This is a genomic window from Pseudomonas sp. TH10 (genome assembly GCF_016651255.1).
Taxonomy (GTDB): Bacteria; Pseudomonadota; Gammaproteobacteria; order Pseudomonadales; family Pseudomonadaceae; genus Aquipseudomonas.
Genome location: NZ_JAEKEG010000126.1, coordinates 1 through 16745 on the forward strand (window position 1 = coordinate 1; position 16745 = coordinate 16745).

Consider the following 16745-nt stretch of genomic DNA (forward strand, 5'->3'; position numbering starts at 1 on the left):
ACAGCCGCATTTCGATGCTGTACGAAGGCACCACCGGTATCCAGGCACTCGACTTGCTCGGCCGTAAAGTGCTGATGACTCAAGGCGAAGCCCTGAAAGGCTTCACCAAGATCGTCCACAAGTTCTGCCAGAACAACGAAGGCAACGAAGCCGTTGCCGAATTCGTTGCACCGCTGGCTGCAATCAACAAGGAATGGGGCGAGCTGACCATGAAGGTCGGTATGGCCGCCATGAAAGATCGCGAAGAAGTCGGCGCGGCCTCCGTGGACTACCTGATGTACTCCGGTTATGCCTGCCTGGCTTACTTCTGGGCTGACATGGCACGTCTGGCCGCCGAGAAGCTGGCAGAAGGCACTGGCGACGCGGCGTTCTACACCGCCAAGCTGCAAACCGCGCGCTTCTACTTCCAGCGCATCCTGCCGCGTACCCGCACTCACGTGGCCACCATGCTGTCGGGCGCCAACAACCTGATGGACATGAAAGAAGAAGACTTCGCACTGGGCTATTAAGCCTTAACGCGGTCTTGTGAAAAACCGCTGTCCTTCGGGGCAGCGGTTTTTTTATGCCTGTCATTTGCCGGGAGCAGCCAAGGGACGCATAAATATTTGCCCCGATCCATCAAGAAATACACCTTTGCGGCCGTTATAGAAGATGGCCATATGACATCCCTTTTGGCGCTGTGTTTTACTGCAATCATTCACGCGCACTGCCATCAACCTTAACAGGCTGGAACTTACCCTTGCCGCGTTCTTCCGCTGTACGTTTCAGTCATTTTTTACCTTCACTGCTGTTGTTACTCGCGGGGTTGGCGGCTGCGTACGTCAAAGACCTCAACGTGTTCTTCACTTCTCTGTTCAACGTATTGCCGACCTTGGTGCTGTTGTTGGGCGGTGCTTATTGCGCGGTTTACCGACGCCAGCGCGAACTGTTCCTGATGCTCACGGTGTACATCGCCTACTTCTTGCTCGACACCCAGACCGACTATTACCGCGACAACGGCAAAGTCCGTGAAGACGCCGCGGTGGTCTTCCATCTGGTTTGCTTGTTGTTGCCGTTGTTGTTCGGTCTGTTCGCTGCATGGCAGGAACGCACGCACCTGTTTCAGGACATGGTGGCGCGGTTCGCCGTATTGCTGGCGTTCGGCAGCGTGGCGTTAGGGTTGGAACAAAGTTATCCCCAGGCGTTGCTGATGTGGCTTTCCGAGATCCGCTGGCCGGCGCTGCACGGCGCCTGGATGAGCCTGATCCAGATGTCTTATCCGGTTTTCCTCTCGGCCTTCCTCTTGCTGGCCTGGCAATACTGGCGCAACCCGCGTCCGCTGCACGCGGCGCAACTGGTCGGGTTGCTCGGGGTGTTCTGGATGCTGCCGAAAACCTTCATCCTGCCGTTCACCCTGAACATCATGTGCAGCCAGGTGATGCTGATGATTGCCGCCGCCGTGGCGCACGAGGCTTATCAAATGGCCTTCCGCGACGAACTGACAGGCCTGCCGGGCCGTCGCGCGCTCAACGAACGCATGCAGCGCCTTGGCCGTAACTATGTGCTGGCGATGAGCGACGTCGATCACTTCAAGAAATTCAACGATACCCACGGCCACGACGTCGGAGACCAGGTATTGCGGCTGGTCGCCAGCAAATTGTCGAAAATCAGCGGTGGCGGTAGGGCGTATCGCTATGGCGGTGAGGAATTTGCCCTGGTGTTCGCAGGCAAAACCCTTGAGGAATGCATGCCGCATCTGGAAGTGATCCGCGAGTCGATTGCCTCCTACAACATCCAACTGCGCAATCAGGAGAACCGTCCGAACGACGATCAGCAAGGACGTCAGCGTCGCGCCGGCTCCGGTGCTTCGAGCGTGTCGGTGACGGTGAGTATCGGCGTCGCCGAACGCGTTGAGCAGCGCAACCCGGAGCAAGTCCTGAAATCCGCTGACGAGGCGCTCTACAGCGCCAAAGGCGCAGGGCGAAACTGCGTCGTCGCGTTTGGGCAGAACCGTCGTGGCGCGGTGCGCATGGACACGGCCGCAGGTTGAGTGATGACGGCGCATTCAGCGTCTGCACAATGATTGTCGGGCGTGGTGGCCAGCAGTAGGTTGAGGAAATCTGCTGACGGAGAAGCCACCATGCCTGAGTACAAAGCTCCCCTGCGCGACATGCGCTTTCTGATCGACCACGTCTTCGACTTCCACGCCAACTACGCCGCCCTTGGCGCCCACGACGCCAGCCCGGACATGATCAACGCGATCCTCGAAGAAGGCGCGAAGTTCTGTGAGAACGTTCTCGCACCGCTCAATCGCAGTGGTGACGAAGAGGGCTGCCATTTCGACAATGGCGTGGTGACAACGCCTGCAGGCTTCAAGCAAGCCTTCGCACAATATGTCGAGGGTGGCTGGCACGGACTGGCGGCGGATCCGGCTTACGGCGGTCAGGGGCTACCGAGTTCGCTGGGGCTGGTGATCAGTGAAATGGTCGGCTCCAGCAACACTTCCTGGGGCATGTACCCGGGGCTGACCCACGGCGCGATGTCGGCGATCCATGCCCACGGTACCGCCGAGCAGAAAGACACCTACCTGAACAAACTCACCGCCGGCCAATGGACCGGCACCATGTGCCTGACCGAAGCCCATTGCGGCACCGATCTGGGCATCATCAAGACCCGCGCCGCGCCTCAGGCTGACGGCAGCTACGCGGTCACCGGCAGCAAGATTTTCATCTCCGCCGGTGAGCACGACATGAGCGACAACATCATCCATCTGGTGTTGGCAAAGCTGCCGGACGCGCCGCCTGGAACCAAGGGGATTTCGCTGTTTATCGTGCCGAAATTTCTCCCGGATGCGGCAGGTGAAGCAGGGCAGCGCAACGGCGTTTCCTGCGGCTCGATCGAGCACAAAATGGGCATCAAGGCGTCGGCCACCTGCGTGCTGAATTTTGACGGCGCCACGGGCTACTTGATCGGCGAGCCGAACAAGGGCCTCAACTGCATGTTCACCATGATGAATCACGCGCGACTCGGCACCGGCATGCAGGGCTTGTGTCTGGGCGAGGCGAGCTTCCAGGGTGCGATCAAATACGCCAACGACCGCTTGCAGATGCGCTCACTGACCGGCGCCAAAGCCCCGGACAAAGCAGCAGACCCGATCATCGTCCACCCGGACGTGCGGCGCATGTTGCTGACCATGAAAGCCTTCAACGAAGGCAACCGCGCGCTGACGTACTTCACCGCGCAGATGCTCGACGTTGCGCACCTGAGCAGCGATGCCGAGGCGCGACAGGAAGCCGAAGACTTGCTGGCGTTCCTCACGCCGATCTGCAAGGCGTTCATGACCGACACCGGCCTGGAAGTGACCAACCACGGCATGCAGGTGTTTGGCGGCCACGGTTTCATTCGTGAGTGGGGTATGGAGCAGTTGGTCCGCGATTGCCGCATTGCGCCGATCTATGAGGGCACCAACGGCATTCAGGCGCTGGACCTGCTCGGGCGCAAAGTGCTGGGCAGTCAGGGCAAGTTGCTGCGCGGCTTTACCAAAATCGTCCACAAGTTCTGCGCGGCCAACCATGAGCATCCGCAATTGGGCAGTTTTGTTGCGCAACTCAATGAGTTGAACCAGCAATGGGGCGACCTGACCATGAAGGTCGGCATGGCGGCGATGAAGAACCCGGACGAAGTCGGCGCGGCGTCGGTGGATTACCTGATGTACAGCGGTTACATCATCCTCGGGTATCTGTGGTTGCGTATGGCGTTGGTGGCGCAGGTGCAGCTGGACGCGGGTGAGGGAGAGGCGGATTACCTGCGGGGCAAATTGGCGACTTGTGAGTTCTACTTCAAGCGCTTGTTACCGCGTACGGCTGCGCATCGGGCGGCGATTGAGGCGGGGAGTGATTGCTTGATGAAGTTGCCTGCCGAATTTTTTGCGCTATAAGTCGTAATGATCGCAGTCTTCGGCAGGTCCTGCGGGGGCAGGCGGTGTCTGCGATGTTGTTTTCAGTGACCAAAAATAACAAATCAGTCACCGGTTGACCCTATGTGTCGCAAAAGTTGTTGGGGTACACTCCGGCTCAACGAAAACACCATTCCACGAATCACCGTTTAGATCTTGCGAGGTTTGCCATGGCTGACTACAAAGCGCCGCTGCGCGATATGCGCTTCGTCCTCAATGAAGTATTCGAAGTCGCCAAGCTCTGGGCCGAATTGCCGGCCCTGGCCGAGACCGTCGATGCCGAAACTGTTGAAGCCATTCTCGAAGAGGCCGGCAAGGTCACCAGCAAAAGCATCGCACCGCTGAGCCGCGCCGCCGACGAAGAAGGTTGCCATTGGGCGGACGGTGCCGTCACCACGCCGGCCGGTTTCCCCAGGCTTATCAGACGTACGCCGAAGGCGGCTGGGTTGGCGTCGGTGGCGATCCGCAGTACGGCGGCATGGGCATGCCCAAAGCCGTGTCGGCCCAGGTCGAAGAGATGGTCAACTCCGCCAGCCTGTCCTTCGGTCTGTACCCGATGTTGACCGCCGGTGCCTGCCTGTCGATCAACGCCCACGCCAGCGAAGAGCTGAAAGCCGCCTACCTGCCGAACATGTACGCCGGCGTCTGGGCCGGTTCGATGTGCCTGACCGAGCCGCACGCCGGTACCGACCTGGGGATTATTCGCACCAAGGCTGAGCCTCAGGCCGACGGTTCCTACAAGGTCAGCGGCACCAAGATCTTCATCACCGGTGGCGAACACGACCTCACCGAAAACATCATTCACCTGGTGCTGGCGAAACTGCCGGACGCACCGGCGGGCCCGAAAGGCATCTCGTTGTTTCTGGTGCCGAAGTTCATGGTCAATGCCGACGGCAGCCTCGGCGCGCGCAACCCGGCCAACTGCGGTTCGATCGAGCACAAGATGGGTATTCAGGCGTCCGCAACCTGCGTGATGAACTTCGACGAAGCCGTGGGTTATCTGGTCGGCGAGCCGAACAAAGGCCTCAACGCGATGTTCACCATGATGAACTACGAGCGTCTGGGCGTCGGCATCCAAGGCCTGGCGACCGGCGAGCGTTCGTACCAGAACGCCGTTGAATACGCCCGCGACCGTTTGCAAAGCCGTTCGCCAACCGGCGCGCAAAACAAAGACAAAGTCGCTGACCCGATCATCGTCCACCCGGACGTGCGTCGCATGCTGCTGACCATGAAAGCCTCGAACGAAGGTGGCCGTGCGTTCTCCACCTACGTAGCGATGCAACTCGACACCGCCAAGTTCAGCGAAGACGCGACCACCCGCAAGCGCGCAGAAGACCTGGTGGCGCTGCTGACCCCGGTCGCCAAGGCGTTCCTGACCGACCTGGGGCTGGAGACTACCGTGCATGGCCAGCAGGTCTTTGGTGGCCATGGCTACATTCGCGAATGGGGCCAGGAGCAACTGGTGCGCGACGTGCGGATCACGCAGATCTACGAAGGCACTAACGGCATCCAGGCACTGGATCTGGTCGGCCGCAAGATCGTCGGCAGCGGCGGGGCGTTTTATAACCTGTTCGCTGACGAGATCCGTCACTTCACCGCGACGGCGAGCGCCGACCTTGCGGAGTTCACCAAACCGCTCAACGATGCCGTGACAACACTCGACGAGCTGACTGCCTGGCTGCTGGATCGTGCCAAAAGCAACCCTAATGAAATTGGCGCCGCCTCGGTCGAGTACCTGCAGGCCTTTGGTTATGTAGCCTACGCCTATATGTGGGCGCTGATGGCCAAGGCCGCGTTCGGCAAGGAAAATCAGGATGATTTCTACGCGAGCAAACTGGGCACTGCGCGTTTCTACTTCGCACGTCTGCTGCCGCGTATTCATTCGTTGAGCGCTTCGGTGAAGGCCGGCAGCGAGTCGCTGTTCCTGCTGGACGCGGCGCAATTCTGATGATGTAACGTGATGTAAGCATTTGCTTACATCACGTGCTGCTGTTCTCCCCTATGCGAGGATTGGATCCAGAGCTAATCTACATTTCATGGACGTCGCGCAGGAAGCGCAAAGCAACAACACGGACACGTAGGATTCTGCCAGGGTGGCGGAGTGAAATGGATGTCAGGGAAACAGTCTGCAAAGCCCCGCTTCGGCGGGGTTTTCTTTGTCCGCAAGAAAATGCCGGGCTGCGCGCCTAACGCTCGACCGGACCATTGATGACCTCTTCCAGCAGTGTACGCAACAAGGCCAGCGAGGCTTGTTGACGCTGTACATCGCGGCACACCAGCCCGACTTTCAACGGCACGCGGGGTTCGCTCAGCGGTTTCCACAGCAGTTCGTCGTTGCCCAGGGCCTTCTGTGAGCGTCCCGGAAGTACCGTGGCCAGGCGGGTGTGCGGCAGGCTGTCGAGAATCCCGACCATATTGTTCAGTTCTGCCTGCACCTGCGGGCGGCGTCCGAGGCTGGTCAATTGCGCCTGCCAGATCTGGCGGATCTGGAATTCTTCGCCCAACAGCAACATCGGCAACTCGGCGGCCTGGCGCATCGAGACCTTCTTGAATTCACGCAACGGATGATCCGCCGGGATGACCAGCGTCAGTTCATCTTCGTAGAGCATCACGCCATGCAGCCCCGGCTGGCGTGGCGGTAGATAACTGATGCCGATATCCAATGAGCCGTTGAGCAAGCGCCGTTCGATCTCCAGCCCGGTCAACTCATAGATTTGCACCACAAGGTGAGGCTGAGCCTTGCGCACCCGCTCCAGCATTTGCGGCACCAGACTGGTGTGAACCGTTTGCAACACGCCAATCGCCAAAGTGCGCAACGCCTGACCCTTGAAGTTACCTAACGCCTCACGCGCCCGTTGCAAGCCGTCAAGCAAGGGCAGGGCGTGGTTATACAACGTGTGCGCGGCGAGGGTTGGCAGCAGGCGTTTGCTGCTGCGTTCGAACAGCGTCACGTCGAGGTTCTGCTCGAGCTGGCGAATCTGCTGCGACAACGCCGGTTGCGAGATTGACAGGCGTTCAGCGGCCCGGCCGACATGGCCCTCTTCGTAGACCGCGACGAAATAACGCAGTTGTTTGAAATCCATAAGTAATGCTTATCGAAAATGCTGGTAAATCGAAATGGTCGAATGTCGCGCATCCGCCTAGTCTAACCGCAATCAGAAGGCTTACAGGGCCCGCGCGGACGATGAACACCGATTACGTCGAAGTCATTTACATAGGCAATGCAAAAAACCTCCACCGAGGTGAAATCTGATGAATCTGTTCAAAATGCGTCGTGGCCTCCCGGACCTTGACGACCTCGCCCTGGACGCGATTGCGCCATCTACAACGGTTAACCCCTCCCGCGAGTACCTGATGCCCAGCGTCGAGCGCCCTCAGCAAGTATTCGTGCGCGGCCAGGGCTCCTGGCTGTGGGACAGCGCCGACCGGGCGTATCTGGATTTCACTCAGGGGCGAGGTGCCAACAGCTTGGGGCATAGCCCTTCAGCGCTTGTAAGTGCGATTGCCGAGCAGGCGCAGGCGCTGATCAACCCCGGCTTTGCCTTGCACAACCGCGGCATGCTCAGCCTCGCCGCACGACTATGCCAGCTCACCGGTAGCGACCAGGCGTACTTGCTCAACACCGGCACCGAAGCCTGCGAAGCGGCAATCAAGCTGGCGCGTAAATGGGGGCAGCGGCACCGTGCCGGAGCCTCGCGCATCATCGTGGCCAGCAATGCTTGCCATGGCCGCAGTCTCGCGACTATTTCGGCGTCGGACAGCTCGACGCTGACCAATCGGTTCGAACCGCAACTGCCAGGCTTCAGTCACGTTCCGTTCAACGACCTCGCGGCCCTGCATGCGGCTGTCGACGCCAGAACGGTGGCGATTATGCTTGAGCCGATCCAGAGCGAAGCAGGCGTCATCCCGGCCACCGCGAATTACCTCAAGGGCGTCGAGCGTTTGTGCCGCGAGCTGGGTATTTTGCTGATCTTCGATGAAGTGCAGACCGGTCTCGGCCGATGCGGCCAGCTACTCGTGGAACAATCCTGTGATGTCCGTGCCGATATCGTCGTGCTGGGCAAAGGCTTGGGCGGGGAGTACCGCTGGCCGCTTTACTCGCCCGGGGCACTGCCTGTTGTTTCGACCTGGGTGAGCTGACGGGGACCCATCACGGTAATGCGCTGATGAGCGCTGCGGGCCTGGCAGTAATGGATGCGCTGCAGGACCGGGGATTTCTCGAGCATGTCGCCACGGTCGGTCAGCATCTGCGCGAAGGCCTGGCCCGATTGGCGCATCGCTATGGTCACGGCGAACTGCGTGGGCAAGGCCTGTTCTATGGACTGACTCTGTCAGACGATTCCGCCGACGCGGTGATCCATGCCGCCCTGCACGAAGGCCTGCTGCTCAACGCCCCGCAAGCCAATTGCCTGCGCTTCACCCCGGCACTCACCGTCAGCAAAACCAATATCGACGAAATGCTCCTGCGCCTGGCCCGCGCCTTCTCGCGTGTGCGCACAGCGCAGCTGCAATGCCGCAAAGGGATTGCCGTCTGAGCTGAAGTTTCCTACCCGATTTCAAGAACCGTCTCGCGGTATAACGCACGCCCTGCGCCTGATTCTTTTGGCGTGGGGCGTTTTTTTGCCTGTATGGATGCGCTAAACGTGGGAAGCACTGAACCCTGACGAACGGCGCGGGTCGATTAGCTTGTATGGCTCATGTGAGCCAACCCCCATTCAGGAGCTGACCCATGGACTTCATTCGCATCATCATCGCCATTCTGTTGCCACCACTGGGTGTGTTTCTGCAGGTCGGGTTTGGCGGGGCGTTCTGGTTGAACATTCTGCTGACGTTGTGCGGGTACATTCCGGGAATCGTGCATGCGGTGTATATCATCGCCAAGCGTTGAGATGTGTTGCGTCAGTTAGATTGCAATCGCCAGCCAGCCAGCTCCTGCAGGTGTAGGAGCTAGCTGGCGACGATGCTGGCACTGCGGTGTCAGCACTTGTCCAGCCCCAGCACCCGCCGATAGAACAACCACTCCTGCTCCAGCGCGTGCGCCTGGTTGCTCGCCTTGCGAAAACCGTGGCGCTCGTCCGCGTAGTAATGCGCTTCCACCGCAATGTCGTTGTCCTGCAACGCCTTGACCATGTCACGGGTCTGCTGCGGTACCACCACGGCATCCAGTTCACCCTGGAAAAAAATCATCGGCACACCAATGTTGCCCGCATGCAGCAAAGGGGTTCGTGCGGCGTAGCGTTCGGCATCCTGCACCGGGTCGCCGATCAGCCAATCGAGGTAGTCACCTTCGAACTTGTGAGTGGCGCGGCCAAGGGCCACGGGGTCGCTCACGCCGTAAAGACTGGCGCCTGCGCGGAAGACGTGGTGAAAAGCCAGCGCACACAGGGTAGTGTAGCCACCGGCGCTGCCGCCGCGGATGAATGCCTGGTCACCGTCAATCAACCCGCTGTCGGCCAGATGGGAAACGACGGCACAGGCGTCTTCGACATCCAATTCGCCCCAACTCAAGTGCAGCGCCTGACGATAGGCTCGGCCATAACCGCTGCTGCCACGATAATTCAGGTCGGCCACGGCGAAGCCGCGTTGCGTCCAGTACTGGATTCGCGGATCGAGCATCGGATAGCAGGCGGAAGTTGGGCCGCCGTGGATGAACACTACCAGCGGCGGCTTCGCCTCAGCGCTCATCGCCGGATAGAAGAAGCCATGGGCTTCACCCGATCCGCTGGGATAACGCAGGGTTCGCGCAGTGCTGATCTGATCGGCAGGCAGCGGCGCGATGCCTCCGGCCAGCACGTTGACCTCGCGGGTGGCGCGATCGATGGCAATCACGGCCGATGGGCTGACCGGCGAAGCCGCGATGCAATAGATGAACTGCTCATCAAGGGCGAGATGCCGAAAGCGACTGTAGCCGCCCGTGAAATCTTTATCTTGATTGCCTGCCAGGCCCAGTTTGCCAAAACCTTCTTCGGTCCAGCTTGCCAGGTAGCTGTCGTCGGCCAGGGGCAGCCAGGTACAGCCACCGAGCTGCCACGGCGCGGGGGCGTGGTCGGCAGCGGCTGCGGGAAGCGGGCGCAGCCCGTCTTCGGCCTCGATCCAGGGCTGCCAGTAGCCGGCGCGATCGGTCAGGCAGGAGAGGCGACCACGGGTATCGAAGCGCGGTTGCTGGAGTGATTCGTCATTGCGCTGACCGGCCACGCAGCGCGGGGTGTTGAAACCGCCATCACTGTCGCGCTCGGCGACCATCAATCGGGTAGCCGTCCAGGGTTGATGCGGTCGGCTCCATTCGATCCACGCCAGGCGCCGGGCGCCTTTGCTCAGGGTCGGCGCGGCGTAGAAGTCGGCACCTTCTGCCAGCAGGTGACGGCTGCCGTTGGCAATATCGATGGCGACCAGTCGATGGCGGTCCCGGTGCTCCTCGACGGCCAGGACCTGACCATCGGCGAACTGCAGGTCACCGTAACGGCATTCACCTGAAGTCAGCCCGACCGGGGTTTCACCGGCCAGCGACTGTCGATACAGTTGCTGGTCAGCCTCGTTGACGAAAACAATTCCGTCATCGGTCAGACAAAACGCGCCGCCGCCATATTCGTACACCCGACTGCGCACGCTGAACCCGGCAGGCGTCAGGCAGCGGGCCTGACTATTGCGCCAATGCCAGATGCGACACGCGCCATCCTCAGGACGGTACTCGTTCCAGAACAAACCCTGGGCGCCGAGCTGCAGCTCAGCAAAGTCGACACCGGCGGCGACGGCCCTGGCGGCGCTGAAAGGCTCAACTTTTGGCGATGAGGCGTGAGTTTCGTTCATTGCGAAAGGCCAGTTGTTCAACGGTCTGGGTCGCGTGCTCGGCTTCTTCGCGGGCCTTGAGAATCACGCCGTGGTGTTGCGACTTGCTGCAAACCGGGTCGGCATTGCTTGCATCACCGGTGAGCATGAACGCCTGACAGCGGCAGCCGCCGAAGTCCTTTTCTTTCTCGTCGCACGAGCGGCACGGTTCAGGCATCCAGTCGTAACCGCGAAAACGGTTGAAGCCGAACGAGTCGTACCAGATGTGCTGCATGCTGTGGTCGCGCACGTTGGGAAATTGTACCGGCATCTGCCGGGCGCCATGACAGGGCAGAGCGGTGCCGTCCGGTGTGACCGTCAGGAAGATGCTGCCCCAGCCGTTCATGCAGGCTTTCGGGCGTTCTTCGTAATAGTCCGGAGTGACGAAAATCAGCTTGCACGGATGCCCTTCGGCTTCCAGTTTGGCCCGGTATTCATTGGTGATGCGTTCAGCGCGTACCAGTTGCTCTTTGGTCGGCAACAGGCCGACACGATTGAGCTGCGCCCAACCATAAAACTGGCAGGTGGCAAGTTCCACGAAGTCGGCTTCCAGCGCGATACACAGCTCGATGATGCGGTCGATCTTGTCGATGTTGTGCCGATGGGTGACGAAGTTCAGCACCATCGGGTAGCCGTGAGCCTTGACCGCGCGGGCCATTTCCAGCTTCTGCGCGAAGGCCTTTTTTGAGCCGGCCAACAAGTTGTTCACTTGCTCGTCGCTGGCCTGAAAACTGATCTGGATGTGATCGAGCCCAGCCTTTTTGAAGTCGCTGATTTTCTGCTCGGTGAGGCCGATTCCAGAGGTGATCAGGTTGGTGTAGAAACCCAGCTTGCGCGCCTCGGCAATCAGCTCCGCAAGGTCCTGACGCACCAGCGGCTCGCCGCCGGAAAAGCCCAGTTGCGCGGCGCCCATTTCCCGCGCTTCACGAAACACCTTGATCCACTGCTCGGTGCTCAGCTCCTTGCCCTGCTCGGCGAAATCCAGCGGATTGGAGCAGTACGGGCATTGCAGCGGGCAGCGGTAGGTCAGCTCAGCGAGCAGCCACAGCGGCAGGCCGACTTCAGGCTTGGGCGGCAGATCAGGCAAGTTCGATCCAGTGCTGCGCACGGGCAACCTCCATGAATTGCTCGATGTCTTCACCGAGCTCTGGCACGCCGGGGAACTGCTCATCGAGTTGGGCGATGATCGCCGCGACATCACGTTCGCCGTCAATCAAACCGCCGATCAACGCAGCGGTTTGGTTGAGTTTGATCATGCCTTCCGGATACAGCAACACATGGCCTTTCTGCGCCGGTTCGTACTGGAAGCGGTAGCCGGCACGCCAGGTCGGGGTTTTGCTGCGGTCGAAACTCATAAGGTGATTCCTTTATGCCAGACGCGTTGTTCGGTGACGCTGTGATACGGCGGACGTTTCAGTTCGTAGGCCATGCTCATGGCATCGAGCATGCTCCAAAGAATGTCCAGTTTGAACTGGAGAATTTCCAGCATGCGCTCCTGTCCTGCGCGTGTCTTGTAGTGCTCCAGCGTGATCGCCAGACCGTGCTCGACATCCCGCCGCGCCTGACCGAGGCGGGTACGGAAATACTCGTAACCGGCCGGGTCGATCCACGGGTAATGCTGCGGCCAGCTGTCGAGGCGCGACTGATGGATCTGCGGCGCGAACAGCTCGGTCAGCGAGCTGCTGGCGGCTTCCTGCCAACTGGCGCGGCGGGCAAAGTTGACGTAGGCGTCGACGGCGAAACGCACGCCGGGCAGCACCAGTTCCTGGGAGCGCAGTTGATCCGGGTCGAGGCCGACGGCCTGGCCGAGCCGCAGCCACGCTTCGATGCCGCCGTCTTCACCGGGTGCGCCGTCGTGGTCGAGCAGGCGCTGAATCCATTCGCGACGGATTTCGCGATCCGGGCAATTGGCGAGGATCGCCGCGTCTTTCAGGGGGATGTTCACCTGATAGTAGAAACGGTTGGCGACCCAGCCCTGAATCTGCTCGCGTGTGGCGCGACCTTCGTACATCGCCACGTGATACGGGTGGTAGATGTGGTAGTAGGCGCCCTTGGCGCGCAGGGCGGCTTCGAATTCGGTGGGGGACATCGGGGTGTCGGGCATTTCGGTTCTCCGGGGCATCACCGTAGAGTTGTAGCGTCTGTACTGGCCTCTTCGCGAGCAGGTTCGCTCCCACAGGTTGAACGCTTTCGAATGTGGGAGCGAGCCTGCTCGCGAATGCCGCGCAACGGTCTCGATTTCTTACAGCACAATACTCATGCCGTCATAGGCCACTTCAACCTTGCGCCGAACCAGCTCCGCACGCTGCGGCGAATCTTCATCGAGAATCGGGTTGGTGTTGTTGATGTGGATAAGCACCTTGCGCTGCTCGGGAAGCTGTTCCAGCACTTCGAGCATGCCGCCAGGCCCGTTCTGTGCCAGATGGCCCATCTCGCGCCCGGTGCGGGTGCCGACGCCACGGCGCTGCATCTCATCGTCATCCCACATGGTGCCGTCGACCAACAGGCAATCGCTGCCCGCCATGATCTCCAGCAGCGGTGCGTCGACCTTGCCCAACCCCGGCGCGTAGAACAGTTTGCCGCCAGTCTTCAGGTCTTCGACGATCAAACCGATGTTGTCGCCAGGATGCGGATCAAAGCGGTGCGGCGAATACGGTGGCGCTGCACTGCGCAGTGGCAACGGGGTAAAGCGCAGGTTCGGGCACGCCGCAACCGTGAAGCTCTGATCGAGTTCGATGCGGTTCCAGTCCAGCCCACCGTTCCAGTGGGTAAGCATCTTGAACAGCGGGAAACCGGTGCTGAGGTCTTCGTGAACCATGTCCGTGCACCAGACCTGATGCGGGCAGCCTTCGCGCAGGCTGAGCAGGCCAGTGGTGTGGTCGATCTGGCTGTCCATCAGGATGATCGCGCTGATGCCGGTGTCACGCAGGGCGCGGCCTGGTTGCATCGGAGCAAAGCTTTGCAGCTGCGCGCGGATGTCCGGCGAGGCGTTGCACAGCACCCAGTTCACGCCGTCATCGGAAATCGCGATGGACGATTGGGTGCGGGCCTTGGCATTCAGGCTGCCGTCGCGAAAGCCTGCGCAGTTGACGCAGTTGCAGTTCCACTGCGGAAAACCGCCGCCGGCGGCCGAACCCAGAATCTGGACGAACATGAACGCTCCATCATTTCAACGCTGAAAATAAAACGCCCCGGCGAGCCGAGGCGTTGCACTGCAATTCTACGTAAGCAGAACTCAGCGGCTGGCGAAGTACATGGTGACTTCGAAGCCGATGCGCAGGTCGGTGTAAGCAGGTTTTGTCCAGGACATGGGAGTGCTCCTTCAGGTGGTTGGGACGGTTGAGATCTATACATATAGTCCACCTCCAGCTGGAGATGTTCAGATAGTTAGGTGGCTATGTTACTCAAAATTACAGAACTCTTGCCCGTGAAACTTTGAGAAAGCTCTTTGCAGCCTCGGTAATGATCATTTTGCCACTTGCCAGGGCAGGCCGGGAGACACAGCGCTGGCCAGGCAGCGCCACCCGCCGGTGGCCTCATCAAGACGGTGGGCTGCATCTAGCAGGACCTGTAAGTCTGTAGTTAAAAGTGCCCGTTGCAACTGCACCAGATAATCCGACGAGTGGCCGCCCAGTTTGCCCTGCCACAGTAGTTCGCTGGCTTGGGACTGCTCCAGTGCAGTGATGTCGAACTGAGCCGCCAAGGCCTGGCGCTGGGTGTCGATGGCTGCCTCGTCGATGCTTTCAAGCATCGCCGGCAGGTCGCTGATGAAGGTCTCGATGTGCTTGAGCAGCTCATGCGCAACGACGCTCGGCGATTGCACCCCGAAGACGATGCCCACCTGGCCATGCAGCTGCCGCAGCGCACTGAACACCGCATAACCCAGCTGCTGTTCCACGCGAAGCCGCTGGTAGAAGGGCGTCTGGCACAGGTGCCCGAGCAGGCGCCAGGCTGCCTCGTCAGCGATCTGCCGGTTAGCGACCGGACAGAACAGCAGCAGAGCGTGTTCACTGGAGGCTGTATCGATCGTTGTCCACAGGTGCTGGGTATTGATCGAAGCGGGTGCGGTCAATTGGGTGTCCGCCACGCCTGGCACGCGACTCAAGGGCAGGCCCATTGCCGCCTGGGTCTGGCTGGAAAGACCGGTGGCCAGCCCGTCCCAGCGCGCTCCCGCCCAGAGGTGCTGCAAATCTGCAGATTCCTCGACTGGCTCCAGGCATTGCTCGGGCAACGCCTCGAGCAACTGTCGAATAGGCATCAGCGCCAGGCGCTTGGGCAGTTCCCGTGGAACATCGGTCTCGGCCTTTGTCAGTTCTTTCAGCGCATGCTCGAGGATGATCGGCATGGGGTCCTGCAGGCCGGTCATTTTCAGTAGCCATTGATTGCCGCAGGCACTGAAGGAGCAATCCACACCCGCCTGGCGCGCGTCTTCACGCAAGGTCAGAAGACGCTGTTCCAGGTTTGCCTGAAGCTCAGGCCGAGGGCTGGCTGGCAGCCGCCAGCGCAGATGGATCGCGCCTTCATCCGTATTGTCCGGCAACGCCTGGCTGAACTGCATGGGCGATTGTTCGCGGCGACTGCGCAAGCGATCCTGGGCAAAGGTACGCAGGCCGCGATGCTTGCTGGTCTGCCCACGAATCAGTCCGGCGCTGGGCGCTGCAGTTTCTGTGTGCAGGAACGGGTTGGGAGGTGGCAGTTGCCATGGGCCGCTGAACTTATCCACAGCGCCGATTTGAGCGAGGATTTGCTCAAGCGCGAGCGCTTCGTGGTCGCTTGTCCCAGCCTGTTCGCTGTCCAGTTGCGCCAGGCGCAGGGCGCTGCTGATTCGCTGCTGGCGTTGCAGCAGGGCGCTGAATTCGTCGCGCCATTGCGGCTGATGCTGCTGGGCGGCAAAAAGCCCAGCCAGTCCTGCAGTTGCTCGCGAAGCACGAGCACCTGGTGCGGTTGAGTGGTCGTGAAGCCCAGGTGCAGCAACGCTTGTCCGGCGAATTGATACAGCGGCCTGGCGGTCAATTGTTCCCCCAGCCCAGCCTTGCGCAACTCTGCGAGGAACCCTGCGGGTTTGACCGCGTTTAACCAGTGACACAGGAACGCCAGCGCTTCGCGGGACGAACCAGGCAGTGCCTCGAACGCGAACAGCAGATCTGCACGCCCGTCACCGGCCAGTTGATAACTGTTGCTTGCCGATTGCATCAGGGCGGCAGGAGCTGTTTGCGGGACTTTTTCACCTTTGGCAACAGGTTGGGCGAACACCTCGGCCAACGCCTTCAAATCCTCGAGACTTTGCGGCCCCGCCACGCTCAATGTCATTTGCCCGGCTTGGTAGAAATGCTGATGGAAGTCCTGCAGGGCGCGCTGAAACTCGGGCCGCTCGACCGCCAGGCTGTCGCGATTGCCCGCATGGAATCCCCGCAACGGGTGAGTGGCCGACAGTCCTTCGAACAGCGCATGTTGTTGTTGCGCCGTCGCGTCCTGGGACCAGGCGACATATTCCGCGTGCAGCACTTCGCGTTCGCGCAACTGTTCGTCCAGGTTCATACGCGGGTGAGCGAGCATGTCCGACAGGCGCTCCAGCCCACCGCTGAAAAGTGCTGGTGGCAGTTCGACGAAAAAATCGGTGGTACGTTCGTTGGTGCGCGCATTGACCTGGCCGCCATGCCCTTGCACGTAGGCCATCAAGCCCTGGCCTGCGGGAAAACGCTCGGTGCCCAGAAAAAGCAGGTGTTCGAGAAAATGCGCGAGCCCAGGCCACGCCAGTGGCACGTCGTGACTGCCCGCATTCACCCGCAGCACTGCGGCGCAGCGCTTGAGATGCGGCGCGTGGCGCAGCGTCACCCGCAGGCCGTTGGCAAGGGTTTCAGTGTGGGGGCGGGAGGGATTCGACGCAGGCATGAGCACTTCCAGTACAGAGAAGCGCTAATGCTAGCGGATAACGGTGGATCAGCGCTTGTTCAGGTCGCCATAAAGCTCGGGACGACGATCGATC

At 60.5% G+C, this 16745-nt stretch carries 10 protein-coding genes and 4 pseudogenes; 6 read left to right on the forward strand and 8 right to left on the reverse strand.

The window, feature by feature from the left end:
• The 4 genes and pseudogenes from JFT80_RS18640 to JFT80_RS18655 form a co-directional block, all read left to right on the forward strand.
• Positions 1 to 509: pseudogene (locus tag JFT80_RS18640) on the forward strand (phenylacyl-CoA dehydrogenase); the annotation flags it as partial.
• Between the two features lie 230 nt (positions 510 to 739).
• On the forward strand, positions 740 to 2029 hold the full coding sequence (locus tag JFT80_RS18645; RefSeq protein WP_201148864.1) for a GGDEF domain-containing protein: 1290 nt from the start codon (positions 740 to 742) through the stop codon (positions 2027 to 2029).
• 90 nt (positions 2030 to 2119) lie between these two features.
• Positions 2120 to 3916 (forward strand): acyl-CoA dehydrogenase C-terminal domain-containing protein, encoded by a 1797-nt coding sequence (locus JFT80_RS18650; protein WP_201148865.1) that lies wholly within the window; start codon positions 2120 to 2122, stop codon positions 3914 to 3916.
• A 188-nt stretch (positions 3917 to 4104) separates the two neighbouring features.
• Positions 4105 to 5882, forward strand: a pseudogene (locus JFT80_RS18655) (acyl-CoA dehydrogenase C-terminal domain-containing protein).
• Between the two features lie 238 nt (positions 5883 to 6120).
• Here the strand turns inward: JFT80_RS18655 and JFT80_RS18660 are convergent.
• Positions 6121 to 7017 carry a LysR family transcriptional regulator gene (locus JFT80_RS18660; protein ID WP_201148866.1) on the reverse strand — a complete coding sequence of 299 codons (897 nt, stop codon included), beginning with the start codon at positions 7015 to 7017 and terminating at the stop codon, positions 6121 to 6123.
• A 169-nt stretch (positions 7018 to 7186) separates the two neighbouring features.
• Here JFT80_RS18660 and JFT80_RS18665 point away from each other — a divergent pair.
• Together JFT80_RS18665 and JFT80_RS18670 are read left to right on the forward strand one after the other, a co-directional pair.
• A pseudogene (locus JFT80_RS18665) lies at positions 7187 to 8469 on the forward strand (aspartate aminotransferase family protein).
• Between the two features lie 194 nt (positions 8470 to 8663).
• Positions 8664 to 8822: a YqaE/Pmp3 family membrane protein gene (locus tag JFT80_RS18670; RefSeq protein ID WP_003228885.1), complete on the forward strand. Its 159-nt coding sequence runs from the start codon at positions 8664 to 8666 to the stop codon at positions 8820 to 8822.
• 89 nt (positions 8823 to 8911) lie between these two features.
• Here JFT80_RS18670 and JFT80_RS18675 read toward each other — a convergent pair whose 3' ends face one another.
• The 7 genes and pseudogenes from JFT80_RS18675 to pqqF form a co-directional block, all read right to left on the reverse strand.
• Positions 8912 to 10741, reverse strand: coding sequence for a S9 family peptidase (locus tag JFT80_RS18675; protein ID WP_201148867.1), 1830 nt, complete (start codon positions 10739 to 10741; stop codon positions 8912 to 8914).
• Positions 10707 to 11846: a pyrroloquinoline quinone biosynthesis protein PqqE gene (gene pqqE / locus JFT80_RS18680; RefSeq protein ID WP_242482987.1), complete on the reverse strand. Its 1140-nt coding sequence runs from the start codon at positions 11844 to 11846 to the stop codon at positions 10707 to 10709. Before pqqE ends, JFT80_RS18675 begins: the two co-directional genes overlap by 35 nt.
• Complete coding sequence (gene pqqD / locus JFT80_RS18685; protein WP_201148869.1) at positions 11839 to 12114, reverse strand: pyrroloquinoline quinone biosynthesis peptide chaperone PqqD; 276 nt, start codon at positions 12112 to 12114, stop codon at positions 11839 to 11841. The genes pqqE and pqqD overlap by 8 nt, the downstream gene beginning before the upstream one ends.
• Positions 12111 to 12863 (reverse strand): pyrroloquinoline-quinone synthase PqqC, encoded by a 753-nt coding sequence (pqqC, locus tag JFT80_RS18690; protein WP_201148870.1) that lies wholly within the window; start codon positions 12861 to 12863, stop codon positions 12111 to 12113. The genes pqqD and pqqC overlap by 4 nt, the downstream gene beginning before the upstream one ends.
• A 138-nt stretch (positions 12864 to 13001) precedes the next feature.
• Positions 13002 to 13913 (reverse strand): pyrroloquinoline quinone biosynthesis protein PqqB, encoded by a 912-nt coding sequence (pqqB, locus tag JFT80_RS18695; protein ID WP_201148871.1) that lies wholly within the window; start codon positions 13911 to 13913, stop codon positions 13002 to 13004.
• Between the two features lie 81 nt (positions 13914 to 13994).
• Positions 13995 to 14069 (reverse strand): pyrroloquinoline quinone precursor peptide PqqA, encoded by a 75-nt coding sequence (gene pqqA / locus JFT80_RS18700; protein WP_003422658.1) that lies wholly within the window; start codon positions 14067 to 14069, stop codon positions 13995 to 13997.
• 156 nt (positions 14070 to 14225) lie between these two features.
• Positions 14226 to 16651: pseudogene (gene pqqF, locus JFT80_RS18705) on the reverse strand (pyrroloquinoline quinone biosynthesis protein PqqF).
• Positions 16652 to 16745: the final 94 nt, after the last annotated feature.

Coding starts and splice junctions, on each gene's coding strand:
- JFT80_RS18650 (WP_201148865.1), top strand. CDS start 2,120: ATGCCTGAGTACAAAGCTCCCCTGCGCGACATGCGCTTTCTGATCGAC.
- JFT80_RS18660 (WP_201148866.1), bottom strand. CDS start 7,017: ATGGATTTCAAACAACTGCGTTATTTCGTCGCGGTCTACGAAGAGGGC.
- JFT80_RS18670 (WP_003228885.1), top strand. CDS start 8,664: ATGGACTTCATTCGCATCATCATCGCCATTCTGTTGCCACCACTGGGT.
- JFT80_RS18675 (WP_201148867.1), bottom strand. CDS start 10,741: ATGAACGAAACTCACGCCTCATCGCCAAAAGTTGAGCCTTTCAGCGCC.
- pqqD (WP_201148869.1), bottom strand. CDS start 12,114: ATGAGTTTCGACCGCAGCAAAACCCCGACCTGGCGTGCCGGCTACCGC.
- pqqC (WP_201148870.1), bottom strand. CDS start 12,863: ATGCCCGACACCCCGATGTCCCCCACCGAATTCGAAGCCGCCCTGCGC.
- pqqB (WP_201148871.1), bottom strand. CDS start 13,913: ATGTTCGTCCAGATTCTGGGTTCGGCCGCCGGCGGCGGTTTTCCGCAG.